The sequence below is a fragment of the Brevibacterium sp. VCM10 genome, assembly GCF_000583215.1.
Classification (GTDB): Bacteria; Actinomycetota; Actinomycetes; order Actinomycetales; family Brevibacteriaceae; genus Brevibacterium; species Brevibacterium linens.
Genome location: NZ_JAJB01000046.1, coordinates 55905 through 69842, shown reverse-complemented (window position 1 = coordinate 69842; position 13938 = coordinate 55905). Strand labels below are relative to the sequence as shown.

Below are 13938 nucleotides of genomic sequence, written 5' to 3'. Positions count from 1 at the left end.
ACCGAGTGCCCCCGCGACCACTTAACTGCGCAGCGGCCGACGAGCTGATTCCAACCACAAACGCCATTGAATGAATCGCTCTGATTCGTCGCCGAGCGGCGAAACATCCCGGGTTCCACTACGTGCGTCGACGAACTCTCTCACTCGTCGGATCCCATGCAGCGCATTGACCAACCACACGTCGTGACCGACGAGCTCTTCGGGAAGCACCCGCCGAAATTCGATCGGAATCGACCGCGAGCGAGCCTCGTCCAGAATCATCGCCGATGTCACTCCCGGCAATGCCCCCAACTCAGGCGCCGGTGCACACAGAGCCTCGTCATCCCACCACAGCAGACTCGTCGTCGCGCCTTCGATGACGAAGCCGCCGTTGCTGAGCAACACCACCTCAGAACAGTCATGGTCGGCACGCGCCAGCACCACCAGCCGACCGAGCAGACCGATATCCGGTCCCTTGCGGCCAGGAATCGTGCGCGGATCAGGAAATGACGGGACGCACACCCGGAGCTCGCGAGTCCTCTCCGGAGCCGGTCTCAGTCGGAGGGCCAATACAGGCTCGACGCCCACAGCCGGCTCAAGGACATCCACGCGCGGGAACCACTCCCCCGTCGCCGGGATCTTTTCGACCACTGCCGCCCAAAAATCATCCGTGACCGCCTCACCGATTCCTACCTCGGCAGCAGCTTGAACGAACCGCCTCCGATGGCGGTCGAACGCTCGAACCCGCCCGTCGTCAACAAGCCACGAATCGGCGGCGATCAACGACCAGGAGTTGAGATCAGCCGTCGGCGGCTCGAAACGGCGATCCTGTTGATTCCACAGCCACACGCTCATCATTCGGTCCCTCCCGAATATTCGGCCACAGCGGTATCGGCCGGTCCGACCTCCTCGGCAGGAATCATGGTGTGGGAGTCAACATCGCCAATCTGCTCAGTCGAATGGATACGTGTCCTCAGTTCGGACGGATCAAGGGCATGATCGGCATCCTCGGCGGGGAACTCCGCCCCACCGAGTAACCTCAACACAGGAGCCGCCTTCACCACGGTCTCCGCATACTCCTCCTCGGAGTCGGACAGCGCGACGATCGCTCCACCGACCCCATACCTCAACTTCTCGCCCTGGACGACGAGCGTGCGGATGACGACGCTGAGATCGACGGCACCGCCGAGCGAGAAATACCCGACTGCTCCGCTGTACACCCCAAGCGGGCCGGCTTCGAGCTCGTCGATGGTCGTCATCGTCCGCAGCTTCGGCGCCCCGGTCATCGACCCTGGTGGGAACGCCGCCCGCACACACGCCACCGGGCTAGCATCCTCGGCTAAGCGTGAACTGACCGTCGAGACCATCTGATGCACCGTCGCGTACGACTCGATCCCGAACAGCGTGTCCACCTGCACCGATCCCAGCTCGGCAGTGCGCCCGAGGTCGTGCCGGACGAGATCGACGATCATGAGATTCTCCGACCGATCCTTCACCGAGGCGGCCAGCTCAGCCTTGATCGCCGCATCCTCAACCGGGTACGCGCCCCTGGGCCGAGTACCCTTGATCGGCTTCGACTCCACCCGGCCGTCTGCGCCAATCCGCAGAAACCGCTCAGGTGAGGTGCTGAGAATCACCGCCTCTCGCGTGCGGATGAACGCCCCAAACGGCGTCGGATTGTCCTCACGCAGCCGCAGATACATCTCCAGTGGTGACGCATGCGGATCGACGGCGCATTCGAGCATGTTCGTCAGGCAGACTTCGTAGGTCTCGCCATCGGTGATCTTCTCTTGCACTTGATCGATGAGGTCGAGGTATTCGCGCCGACTGTGCCGTGCCACGAGGTTTGGATCGCGGCGTTCCGCTGGGGTTGAGGTGTCTGCCTTCGACGAGGTGGCCCGCCGTTGGTCAGTACCACTGACTTCCTCGGCGGGGACCGATGCGATCCGTGCGCGTGTGTGGTCAAACCAGTCCTGGTTTGCTACGGGGCCGGTTGGGTCGTCGTCATGACGCAGTGCCAGAAGGTGAATGCTCTTGGTGACGTGGTCGATGACCAGTGCGCGATCGAGGAACATCATGACGGCGTCAGGCAGGTCGGATTTGCGCTGGTTCGGCGAGCCGACCTCGGCCTTGAGCTCGTAGCCGAGATAACCGACCCACCCGAGTCGAAACTCGAACGGCAGTTCCTTGCTCTCTGAGTTAATGGCTGGAAATGCGGTCTCGGGGCCGGACGCTTTCTTCTCTGAGCCGGACACCGCAATAGTCGTGCTGGCGAGCTCGTTGTCGAGCCAGTCGAAGAATCCAGACGCCTGGATTGGACCCGATGATTCGCCACTTGCCGAGCGAACTTCGACAGTCCCTTCGGACACCGAGGCGGTCGCCACCCTGCTCAGTGGCCCCGTTGGTGCACCCATGATCGAGATCCGGGAGGAGTTGTTGCCCGGGAGATTTCCGTCGAGCCAGACGGACTCAGATTCGTCGCCGAAGAGCTCGGCGAAGAGCCGCTCGTCGGAGATCGTCCGAGCGAGCACTTTGGTGTCGAGAATGTAATGGCACCGAGAGTCAAGAAGATCGGTAGCCGCTTGGGACGGATCAAGTACTGCGCACGTCCCCGCGGGGACGTCGTCATCGGAGGCGACGTCCTTCCCAGCCCAATCTTCGCTAGCCGGTAGGTCATTCTTGTGTCGACCCCGCCGGTTCCACGCCACAGTCAGCTCGGCGAAGTTCTGCAGCAGCGTTCGTGTCTCCTCGGAGGCGATCGATTCCGGGTGGAACTGGACTCCCCACTGTGGTCTGAACCGATGCCGCAGCGCTTGGATGACTCCCTCTTCGGACCATGCCGTCGCTTCCAAACAAGCAGGCAAGTCGGTCACCGCGAGCGAGTGATATCGCACCGCCGAGAACGGCGAGGGGATACCGGCGAACAACTCGGTCTCGGTATGCCGGATCGCAGAGACCCGACCGTGTCGAGGTTCCGGAGCGTGGGCAACGCCTCCCCCGTGCACGTGAGCAATCCCCTGATGACCGAGACACACGCCGAGCACCGGGATCGGGGAATGTTCGATCACCTCGGCGCAAATGCCAAAGTCGGCCGGCCGTTCCGGAGTTCCCGGTCCCGGGGAGATGACAACATTGTCGAATTCGTCGAGCACGCTCATCGCGAACTCGGCCCAGTCATTGGGCACAAGCGTCGGACCGCACTCGTTCACCTCGGCGAGGAGGTGAAAAAGATTGAGCGTGAACGAATCGGCATTGTCGATGAGCAGAGTCCGCAGCGGCCGCGTCGCTCCCGACGGCCCGTCCGGAACCATCTCAGCCAAGCACCATCCGACGGTTCGCATCCGACAGACCTCCAGCCGCCTCGGCGATCAGGGACTCCTCCGAATCCTTACCCGCACGCACGTACCGTCCGGTGAACGCATCCAATGTCCCCGAGGCCAAAGCCACAGCCAGATCGGTGACCTGCTCGGTTGAGGTCCAATCATCACCCCGGCGGAAATCGTGGACGGGCATCGACTTCGTCATGGCTGTCTCGACGACGCCCGGCGCCATCTCGAAGATACGCAGTCCCTTGTCGTGCCCGAAGTGAACGACCGAGTCGGCGATGCGGAACAGTGCTGCCTTCGACGCCGAGTACACTGCATACGCCGGCGTGCCCTTCGCCCCCGATCCCGAGTTGAGGTCGATGATACGGCTGAGACGGCCGGTCGCCTGGCCGCCCGCCATCAATACGGGTGCAAAGACGTTGATCATGAACGCGACGCCGAGCACGTTCGCGTCGACGACGTCCTTGAGGCTCTCCGGATCGGCATCCCAAAGCGGCCCCTCCGTCGATTCGATGCGCCCGGCATTGTTAATGAGCACCTGCAGGCGCTTGCCCGTCGACTTCTCGAGCCCAGCGACAGAGTCACGCAGCTGGTTCACTGCAGTGATGTCATCGGTGCGCAGACCGACGCCGGTCACCGCTCCCCCGGTCGCCTCAGCGATCTCATCAGCAGCAGACTCTGCCTTTTCCGCCGAGGTGGCCGTCACGATCACGTCGTAGCCGGCCTTTGCGAACGCCTCCGAGAGGTGGCGTCCGATTCCGCGGGCACCGCCGGTGATGAGGGCGATCGTCTCTGATGGGACCGCAGTCGCTTCTGTTGCAGAATCGCCGGCAGGCAGGTTCGTTCCGTAAGGCAGCTTCTCGGTCATGTCAGATCTCCTCGTGAGCGATGTGGGTACAGGTGGTCGGTGGTGCTTACTGTCTGGGTGCGCTCTGCCGCGATGCTCGGAGCGAATACAACAGAACCCGGTCGAACCACTGTAACGGTCGACCGGGCTCTGTGACGCACTGTTCTCAGCTGCGGACTTCAGCGCCGTGGCGCTCGGCAGCCAACTTCGTCGCCGCTTCACGCATCGCCGAGGCCTCATCGGCCTTGAGCGTGCGATCCGGGGCGCGGAAGGTCAGGCGGAACGCCAGCGACTTCTTGCCCTCGGGCAGCTGGTCGCCGGTGTAGAGGTCAAAAGTCTCGAGCAGTTCGAGCTCCTCACCTGCACCTTCGCGCAGTGTCGCGGCCAGGGTCTGCGTCGGCAGCTCGGCATCGACGATGAGCGCGACGTCCTGGCGGGAGACTGGGTAGGTCGACAGAGCGCCGTCCCAGGCTCGCAGGTCGTCTTGGGCCAGCAGTGCGTCGAGGTCGATCTCGAAGGCGACGGTCCGCGCCAGCAGGCCGAGGTTCTCGCACACCTTCGGGTGCAGCTCACCTGCATGGCCGAGCACCTGACCGTCGGCAAGGACAAACTTCGCCGCACGGCCCGGATGCCACGGGGCGATCTGGTCGGCCTCGACGGTGACCTCGAGGCCGTTGACCGCAGCGATCCGGCGCACGGTGTCGATGACGTCGGTGGCCTCGGCCTTGCGGCCCTTGCCCCAGACACCGGGCATTTCGGCGTTTCCGGAGATGATGCCCGCATAGTGGTAGGGCTGGTGCGGCACCGAGGCGTAGATCTTTTCGAGCTCGGCATCGCTCGGGTGGTATCCGGGCAGGTGACGCGGTCCGGGCCCCTCAGGCAGACCCGCCGAGGTGGACACCAGTCCCGCCTCGAACAGCGCGACGTCCTTCGCCCCGCGGCCCTGGTTGCGGACCACGAGGTCGACGAGCGTCGAGAGCAGGTTGGTGCGCATGAGCGGCAGGTCTTCGGACATCGGGTTGGCCAGGCGCACGTGCTTGCGGCGCACGTCATCGGCCTCGAGCCGCAGCTGATCGTCCCGTTTTTCGTTCGTGAACGGGTACGACAGCACCTCGGTGAACCCGTCGGCAGCCAACAGGTTCGAGATCCGGCGGCGCGTCTTCTGCGCGACCGTCAGTCCGTTGCCTGCCCGAGCGGCGGGCTGAACGGACGGAATCCGGTCGTAGCCGCCGGTGCGGGCGACTTCCTCGATGAGGTCGACGTCGTCGGTGATGTCCGTGCGCCAGCTGGGCACGGTCACCGACACCGCCTCATCGTCTTTAGTCGACACAGTCGCGCCGATGCCCTCGAGCAGTAAGGTCACCTCGGCGGTTGTGTACTCAACACCGACCAAGGAAGCGACACGGGCGACCTTGAGGTCGAGAATGGTCGGCTCGGGAGCCTGACCGACCTGCGTGGTCGCCGGGCTGAGCGTGCCGCCGCCGAGTTCGACGAGGAGATCCGCGCAGCGACGTGCGGCCACGGGACCGAGCTTCGGGTCGACTCCGCGTTCGAAGCGACGCGAGGCCTCCGAAGACAGCTTGTGGCGGCGTGAGGTGCGGGCAATCGAGATCGGGTCGAAGTGAGCGGCCTCGATGACGACGTCGGTCGTCTGGTCGTTGACCTCGACGTCGGCGCCGCCCATGACGCCGGCCAGACCGATGATCTTTCCACCTTTGCCAGAAGCTCCAGCACCGCGGTCGGTGATGAGCAGATCCTCGGGATCGAGCGTGCGCTCGACATCGTCGAGAGTCGTGAACTCCTCCCCCGCACTCGCACGGCGGACGACGATCTCGTCGCCGAGCAGCGAAGTGTCGTAGGCGTGCAGAGGCTGGCCGAGCTCGAGCATGACGTAGTTCGTGACATCGACAGTCAGGCTGATCGGACGCATTCCCGCCTGCTGCAGACGACGCTGCATCCAGAACGGAGTCTTCGCAGCCGGATTCAGCCCGGTGACCTGAAGTGCGGTGAACTGGTCACAGCCGGCCACCTCGTTGATGGGGTTGTCGTCCTCGACCGATACCGGGAATCCATCGTCGGTGGCAGCGTTGGTGGGAGCCACCTCGGCGGATCCGATATCGGTGAAGGTCTGACCCTTCATCTGCGCGTATTCGCGTCCGATGCCGCGCATCGACAGCTGGTAGCCGCGGTCGGGGGTGACGTTGACGTCGAGGGTCACCTGGTCGAGGCCGAGCAACGTGATCGCATCGTCACCGGGCTCACCGGTCAGCCCGAGATCGGAGAGCACGATGATGCCGGAGTGATCCTCGCCGAGGCCGAGCTCCTTGGCCGAGCAGATCATGCCGTCGGACTTGTGACCGTAGGTCTTGCGAGCAGCGATGGCGAAGTCACCGGGCAGGACTGCTCCGGGCAGGCAGGCGACGATGAGGTCGCCGGGCACGAAGTTGTGGGCACCGCAGATGATGCCGCGGCTCGGGCGCTCCTCGCCGGGCTGCGGGTCCTTCGGATCGTCGAGATCCTCGTTGTGTTCGGGGCCGACGTCGACGCGGCACCAGTTGACGGTCTTGCCGTTCGAGTGCTCTTCCTTGACGAGTTCGAGCACCCGACCGACGACGAGGGGGCCGGTGATCTCGGGTCCGAAGAAGTCCTCTTCCTCGAGTCCGACGGCCGCGAATTCGGCGGCGAGGGCATGGGGGTCGGTCTCGGCTGGGAGATCGACATAGTCGGCCAGCCAGTTCAGTGGGACGCGCATATCAAGCCTTCATTCCGAAACGGGCCGAGAAGCGCACATCGCCTTCGACCATGTCGTGCATATCGTTGATTCCCTCGCGCAGCATCAGGGTGCGTTCGATGCCCATGCCGAAGGCGAAGCCCTGGTAGACGTCGGGGTCGATGCCGGCGGCGCGCAGCACGTTGGGGTGGACCATTCCGCAGCCGCCCCATTCGATCCAGCCGGGTCCGCCGACCTTGTTGGGGAACCAGAAGTCCATCTCCGCGCTCGGTTCGGTGAATGGGAAGAAGCTCGGGCGCAGGCGGGTCTTCGACTCAGGCCCGAACATCTCGCGGGCGAAGCCGTCGAGGGTGCCCTGCAGGTTGGCCATGGTCAGGCCCTTGTCGATGGCGATGCCTTCGATCTGGTGGAAGACCGGGGTGTGCGTGGCATCGAGCTCATCGGTGCGGAAGGTTTTGCCCGGGCACACGACGTAGAGCGGGACACCGCGTTCGAGCAGGGACCGCGACTGCACCGGTGAGGTGTGGGTGCGCAGGACGAGGCCGGCCTCGGGTGGGTCGACGAAGAACGTGTCCTGCATCTGGCGGGCCGGATGGTCGGGTCCGAAATTCAGGGCATCGAAGTTCAGCCACTCGGATTCGATCTCGGGGCCTTCGGCGACCTCCCAGCCGAGGCCGACGAAGTAGTCCGCCGCCTGTTCCTGGATGAGGCTCAGCGGGTGGCGAGCGCCGAGGCGACGCCGATCGGTGGGCAGGGTGACGTCGATGGCCTCTTCGATGAGCACGGCCGCATCGCGTTCGGCTTCGAGCTCTGCCAGACGTGCGTCGTGGGCCTGCTTGACCGCTCCCCTGGACTTACCGACGATCTTGCCGGCGGCGGCCTTATCGGCCTTGTCGAGTGAGCCGATGGCTCGGTTGGCGAGCGCCAGCGGGGCTTTGTCGCCGGTGTGGTCGATCTTCGCCTGCTTGAGCTCGTCGAGAGTCGTCGCATCCGCGAAAGCCTTGAGTGCCGCGTCGACGGCCTGCTTCACGGCCGACTCGTCCAAGGGGTCGAGTTGGTCTGTCATCAATGTCCTTTTGTCCGTACTTGCCCGCAGCTGAGGGGACGTCGTTTCTCTTCGCCTGCAAGTCTATCGTCTGCCCCGGCACGGGCACTGAACAGCCCACGATCTATGCAATTCATCTGAACGACGCTCCCGTGTCGACATGCGAGGACGGCCCTCAAAATGAGATACAAAACGCTCAAACACTACAAGCACACTGTTGTCTATTAAAATCGTTTAAATTCGTCATTTGTCAGGTCTACATGAAAATAAACCCGTGAGCAAAAATGGAAATAAAACGCAAAATGAGCGACCCCACACGTTGAAAACAAGCGCAATTACCCCACCGAAACAGAAAGCGCTCTGTCTCAGAATACAAAACAACCTGATCTTAACCTGACAACAGAAGTAGCATTTGCAGTATGGACTCAAGCGATATCCTAACTCTCATCACCGCAATATTAGGCTCAGGAGCTCTAGCGACTTTAATTCAGCTCACCGCCAATCGATTTCGAATCGACCGTCGGGCGGATCTAATCAGATCCTGGAAAGAAGAATCAGATATAGCAGACAAATTATACAAAGAAGCTATCTCAATAGATGCAGGCCCAGGTCAGAAAAGCCACCCTTCAGCGAATAACAACAACTCGTCGGATGGCGCAACTCGCAACGAACAACCCTCGGAGAAAACAACTCAGGATCAAGATTCTCCGCCGCTCGACCCTGAATTTGCCTCTAGAAACTCTCGCATTGCATTTAGCCGTGCGGTGCGAAGCGATCTCAACAAGAGATTATCGCTGGAGCTCGTTCCCAGCAATGCCATAGGAATAGTATTCAGCTACCTCATCGCGTTAGCCTTCTCCCTCGGAGGTCTATTCCTGATAGTGACTGGAACTTACCTGATCGCAACCGCCGGAGATAAAGACACAAACCCTCCTGCCTCCGCGGGAGTTCTCGTTATAATTTACGGCGTGATTTTCATGATTTCTGGTATTGTGATGTTCTCTTTCCTCAACGCTGTAGAGCAATCCAGGATGCGAGCACGGAAAATAATATTGGACGTACTCAATATAGACTCACCTGGATCCTCCGGGAAGATAAAAATCGAAAACGACGATCTGATGTTTGTGGATGAACTACCAAAGCTATTCACAAAGACACCAAAATTTAGGCGAAACAAAGCGCCCCGCCCCACGCTGCTTAGGCGCGCACTAGGTAAAGATCTAGCCTACAATCTCGAAACGTTTATACGTCAGACTACGACGAAAGACACTTTCGAATCACCGAAATCCGCGACAAATCGTAAGACGAACACTCCGTGACATTCGCGTCTCCCCCGCCGAGACCTGGGGCGGCGTCCGCTGGGCGGGTGGGCCGCCTCGGTGGGCGATCCCCTCGCCGAGGCGGCCGTGCGGTTGCGCACGTCAGCTGGGTGGGCCGCCTCGGTGACGGTTGTGTGGGATCGGTCATAGGGATCGAGCCGCGTGAGGCGTAGGGTCGGGCACATGACGACACAACGTGCATCAGATGTCATGGTCAGAGCCCTGGAGAACGAAGGTGTAGAGCGGATCTTCGGCCTTCCCGGCGAGGAGAACCTCGACTTCGTCGAATCCCTGCGGAACTCATCGATCGAACTCATCCTCACCCGGCATGAGCAGGCGGCCGCGTTCATGGCCGCCACCTACGGTCGGCTGACGGGCAAGCCCGGGGTCGTGCTCACGACCTTGGGGCCGGGCGCACTCAATCTGGCGACCGGGGCTGCGTACGCCCACCTCGGCGGGATGCCGGTCATCATGATCACCGGGCAGAAGGGCATCCGCACGGCCGAGCAGGCGGCGTTCCAGATGGTCAACACGGTGGCGACGATGGATCCGCTGACGAAGGTGAGCAAGCAGATCAGCTCGGCGGCGATGATTCCGACGATGGTCCGCGAAGCGTTCCGCGCTGCCCAGGCCGAGCGTCCGGGACCGGTGCACCTCGAACTGCCCGAGGACATCGCGGGGATGCCGGTCGACGGGTTCGAGCTCATCGAACCGCATACGAACAGTCGGCCCGTCGCCGGAGATACGGCGATCGCGAACGCCGCGAACGTCATCAGGGAGGCGAATAACCCGCTGCTCATGCTCGGTGCGGATGCGTCCCGGGCCTCGTGCAGTGAGGCTCTGTCGCGTTTCGTCGCAGGGATGCGCATCCCCTACGTGACCACGCAGATGGGCAAGGGATCGGTGACGGGCGCGTCGGATCTGTACATGGGCACGGCGGCCCTGACCTCCGGTGACTACGTCCACGACGCGATCGATGCCGCCGATGTCATCGTCACCATCGGCCACGATACGACGGAGAAGCCGCCGTTCACGATGGATGAGACCGGGCCGACGGTCGTGCACATCGGGTACCGTCCCGCCATCGTCGAGCAGGTGTATTTCCCGCAGTTCGAGGTCATCGGTGACCTGGGTCCGTCCTTGGACAAGCTCGCCGAGGTGCTCGGGTCTCCCGTACCCACCGCCGAGGCGCTCCTGCCGATGCGTGATGAGATCCTCATCAAGATCCACGAGGGAGCCGATGCGGATAGGTTCATCCCACAGCGGATCGTCCAGGAGGTCCGTGACGTCGTACCGACCGACGGAATCGTGGCCCTGGACAACGGAATGTACAAGATCTGGTTCGCCCGCAACTACCGCACGACCAGGGCGAACACTCTGCTGCTCGACAATGCGCTGGCGACGATGGGCGCCGGGCTGCCGTCGGCCATCGGGGCGAAGCTGACCTACCCGGAGCGTCGGGTCATGGCCGTGGTCGGCGACGGCGGGTTCATGATGAACAGCCAGGAGATGGAGACCGCTGTCAGGCTCGGGCTGGACCTCGTCGTGGTCATCCTTGAGGACAACGCCTACGGCATGATCCGGTGGAAGCAGGCCGCGGACGGATTCCCCGACTACGGTCTGACCTACGGCAACCCCGACTTCGTCAGGTACGCGGAATCGTATGGGGCAATCGGCACCCGCGTCGAGGATGTCGACAGCATCAGCGTCGCCTTGGAGAATGCATTCTCTGTTGGCGGCGTGCACGTCGTGGTCGTGCCCATCGACTATTCGGAGAACAAACGCGTGCTTATCGACGAGCTGGGACGTCGGTGAGGCACTGTTTTATGGTGCTTGCGACCCTGATCCGGCAACTGGCCAATTGATACGGTCACGTATCTTCACGGTTCTGCTGGGGGTCTCCACGCTGTGCGCGTGGGGATCCCTCGGCGGGACCGTGAAGGCTGCCCTTCGGGCCTGGCCGATCGATTCACTGCTCTGGACAGTCCCGAGGGGTTAGCGAACGAAGACTAGCCAGGTCAATCATTTCGAGGAACCCAGATCCACCCTTCTCTTCGCGCACTCGACTTCATTTCAGCGGGAGCCGGCTCGCATCTGCCCAGATAGGCTTCCAGTGCGATGATGGCGGCGAGCACTGCGTCCAGCGCATTGTCGTCGGCGACGCAGAAGTCTTTGTGCCCGTTCCACTCCAAGTTGGGAAATTTCGCGGACAGGTCGTCAACCAATTGGTTCCGGACTTCAGAGTTCTTCTGTCCTTTGTAACCACGATGTTGCAGGCCCCACGCTTTCAGCGCTGCCGCAGGATAGACCTCATAAACGACACCCGACCCGTCTCGAGCGGCTGAGACGCCCTCTGCCCTCAGGTGTGCCTCAATACCGGCCCAGCGCATTGCCGCATAAGCAATCCGCTCGGTGGCCACGCTCAATGGCCAGACACCGGTGCAGCGTTGGACGGACCGGTCAGTGTCCCTCAGCGCCAGCCCCCGTCGCCATTCGCGGTCGGTGGTCACCGGCGCGGACAGACTTCCACTGGCGTGGTCGGACACGAATTCGACGAACTTCTGTGGCCAGCCAAGAGGCACGTCAATACCTGTCCGACCTGCCTGAACAATTGTGTCCCGGATCGCGTCATCGTCGGCGCCAAGAAGAAGTTCGTCAATTGTCATTCGCGCGTTGAGGGATTCCCGCTCGCCAACGTTGAGTATGGCGAGGCCAGTGCGGTCTGCCTCGGCTGCGAGGTCGACTCCGGCAACTCTCATCCCGACCTTCTTTCCATGAGTATTCACGGGGCCATCTGCCCGCTTCACGGAGGTATCGACGACGGACGCCGTTTGCTGACCAGTGTTATCAGTACGCCGGCGGGCGTTCAGGTGATTCGAACGGATAGCGTGCCCGGAAGTCATCAGCGATCTCGCCCATGGTCACGATCTTCACACCGTCGTGCCCGCCGATGTAGTCCAGCAGACGTTCGAGCATGAGCAGCACCTGCGGACGGCCGGACACGTCCGGGTGGATCGTGATCGGGAAGATCGCATAGTCGAGTTCGCGGTAGACCCAGTCGAACTGGTCGCGCCACAGGGTCTCGATATCGCGCGGATTGACGAACCCGTGGCTGTTCGGGCTGCTCTTCACGAACAGCATCGGCGGCAAGTCGTCGACGTACCAGTTCGCGGCGATCTCGACGAGGTCGATCTCCTTGCCGTGCTTGAGCGGCTTCATCCACGTTTCCGGCGACTGCGAATAGTCGATCGGCGTCCATTCGTCGCCGGCGATGGAGTAGTACGGCACGAAATCCTTGTGGCTCTGGCTGTGGTCGTATTCGAAACCGAACTTCTTGAGCAGCTCTGGAGTGTATGCGCTCAGCTCCCACCACGGGGCGACGTAGCCGCGTGGCTGGCTGCCGGTGAGGTTCGTGATGAGCTCGACGGACTTCTCCATCACGATGTCTTCCTGACGGTTCGTCATGGCGACGGGATTCTCATGGCTGTAGCCGTGGGCGCCGATCTCATGTCCGTCGTCGTGCACCACCTTGCATTGGTCAGGGAAGGTCTCGAGCGAATGTCCGGGGATGAACCAGCTTGCCTTGAGGTCGCGGCGTTTGAGCATCTTCAGGAGCCGGGGAACTCCGATTTCGCCGGCGAAGATGCCCCGCTGAATGTCCGAGGGAGAGTCTTCGCCGCCGTAGGAACCGAGCCAGCCTGACACCGCATCGATGTCGATACCGAGTGAAACGAAAATCTCTTTGGCCATCTTGCGCATCCTCCGTCGAGTCGAAAGTGAGAACGCGGATTCGCTGCGGGCGAATGCCGCGATGCTGTGAGTCTTTCACCGAAGTGTGATCTGCGCAATAGGTGTCTCACCAGGTCAGAGACCTTGCTACTCCGCTAGGAAACTCCCGTGCTCACTCCACGGTGATGCCGAGTTCTGAGGCGAAGAGTTCAGCGAAGAGCATGAGCTGAGTGACGTCGATGGTCGCTCCGCGCAGCGAGTGGACTCCGGAGATCTTGTGCGGTTCCAGTCCCCGGATGTCGACGTTGCCGAGGGTGGCGCCTTCGCACTGGAAGACGCCGACGCTGCTTCCCGGGAAGGCGACCCGGCTGGCCTTCGCTCGGTCGAGGTCGATCTCGTCGATCTTGCAGTCCCGGAATTCGACATCGGTGAGCTTCGACTCCCGTAGGTTGAGGTAGGAGATGCGGCAGTTCGTGAACTGCACCTTCTCCCACACGCTGTCATAGACGATGCCGGCGCCGATCCGCGTACCGGAGACGTCAGTGTGCAGCAGGTTTCCGCGGGGCATGGTCCAGGTGTCCGCGCGGCAGTCCGTGATCTCCGTTCCGGAGATCCTGGCTCCGGTGAGGTCGATCGGAGCCTCGGCGTCGCCGAAGTTCACGTTCGTCATTCGACAGTCGAGGAACGTCGTTTGGGTGGCGTCCGCCTCGGCGAGGTTGAGGTCGCTCAACTCCATCCCTTCGAGGAATTCCTCGGGACCGATATCACCGAGGAAGCCCGGAACCAGATCGTCGAGGCTGAGCTTCGGTGGGCGCGGAGATTCGGTGGCCATAACGCCACCCTAACGGCTCCTATGGACACGGCATTTCATCGGACGGTAGACCCAGGCAAGACCTCTCCGGTGCAGTTTCATTTCAACGAACTTGTCTAGATCGCTCTAGACGCCCCTGTCTACCCTGCAC

10 protein-coding genes are annotated in these 13938 nt (G+C 62.2%); 2 read left to right on the top strand and 8 right to left on the bottom strand.

Features of this window, described 5'->3' with window-relative positions; all coding sequences use genetic code 11:
- Positions 1-21: 21 nt before the first annotated feature.
- From AD89_RS0113720 to pheS, 5 genes are all read right to left on the bottom strand, one after another.
- The gene (locus AD89_RS0113720; protein ID WP_197021767.1) at positions 22-834 is read right to left on the bottom strand and encodes an aminotransferase class IV; all 813 of its coding nucleotides are present in this window, start codon (positions 832-834) and stop codon (positions 22-24) included.
- Complete coding sequence (gene pabB, locus AD89_RS0113715) at positions 834-3290, bottom strand: aminodeoxychorismate synthase component I (protein WP_051505265.1); 2457 nt, start codon at positions 3288-3290, stop codon at positions 834-836. The genes AD89_RS0113720 and pabB overlap by 1 nt, the downstream gene beginning before the upstream one ends.
- Before the next feature lies 1 nt (position 3291).
- Complete coding sequence (locus AD89_RS0113710; protein ID WP_025779809.1) at positions 3292-4173, bottom strand: SDR family NAD(P)-dependent oxidoreductase; 882 nt, start codon at positions 4171-4173, stop codon at positions 3292-3294.
- 145 nt (positions 4174-4318) lie between these two features.
- Positions 4319-6904: a phenylalanine--tRNA ligase subunit beta gene (pheT, locus tag AD89_RS0113705; RefSeq protein WP_025779807.1), complete on the bottom strand. Its 2586-nt coding sequence runs from the start codon at positions 6902-6904 to the stop codon at positions 4319-4321.
- Between the two features lies 1 nt (position 6905).
- Complete coding sequence (gene pheS / locus AD89_RS0113700) at positions 6906-7949, bottom strand: phenylalanine--tRNA ligase subunit alpha (RefSeq protein ID WP_025779805.1); 1044 nt, start codon at positions 7947-7949, stop codon at positions 6906-6908.
- 398 nt (positions 7950-8347) lie between these two features.
- On the opposite strand from pheS, the gene AD89_RS19985 reads away from it, so the two are divergent.
- Both AD89_RS19985 and AD89_RS0113695 read left to right on the top strand, forming a co-directional pair.
- Positions 8348-9247: a DUF308 domain-containing protein gene (locus tag AD89_RS19985; RefSeq protein WP_155807454.1), complete on the top strand. Its 900-nt coding sequence runs from the start codon at positions 8348-8350 to the stop codon at positions 9245-9247.
- A gap of 183 nt (positions 9248-9430) precedes the next feature.
- Positions 9431-11062, top strand: coding sequence for an acetolactate synthase large subunit (locus AD89_RS0113695; RefSeq protein WP_025779802.1), 1632 nt, complete (start codon positions 9431-9433; stop codon positions 11060-11062).
- A 203-nt stretch (positions 11063-11265) separates the two neighbouring features.
- Here AD89_RS0113695 and AD89_RS0113690 read toward each other — a convergent pair whose 3' ends face one another.
- From AD89_RS0113690 to AD89_RS0113680, 3 genes are all read right to left on the bottom strand, one after another.
- A complete protein-coding gene (locus AD89_RS0113690; protein WP_025779800.1) occupies positions 11266-12006 on the bottom strand; it encodes a DUF429 domain-containing protein in 741 nt (246 codons plus the stop codon).
- Between the two features lie 88 nt (positions 12007-12094).
- Positions 12095-12997: a polysaccharide deacetylase family protein gene (locus AD89_RS0113685; protein ID WP_025779798.1), complete on the bottom strand. Its 903-nt coding sequence runs from the start codon at positions 12995-12997 to the stop codon at positions 12095-12097.
- A gap of 151 nt (positions 12998-13148) precedes the next feature.
- Positions 13149-13808 (bottom strand): pentapeptide repeat-containing protein, encoded by a 660-nt coding sequence (locus tag AD89_RS0113680; protein ID WP_025779796.1) that lies wholly within the window; start codon positions 13806-13808, stop codon positions 13149-13151.
- Positions 13809-13938 lie beyond the last annotated feature (130 nt).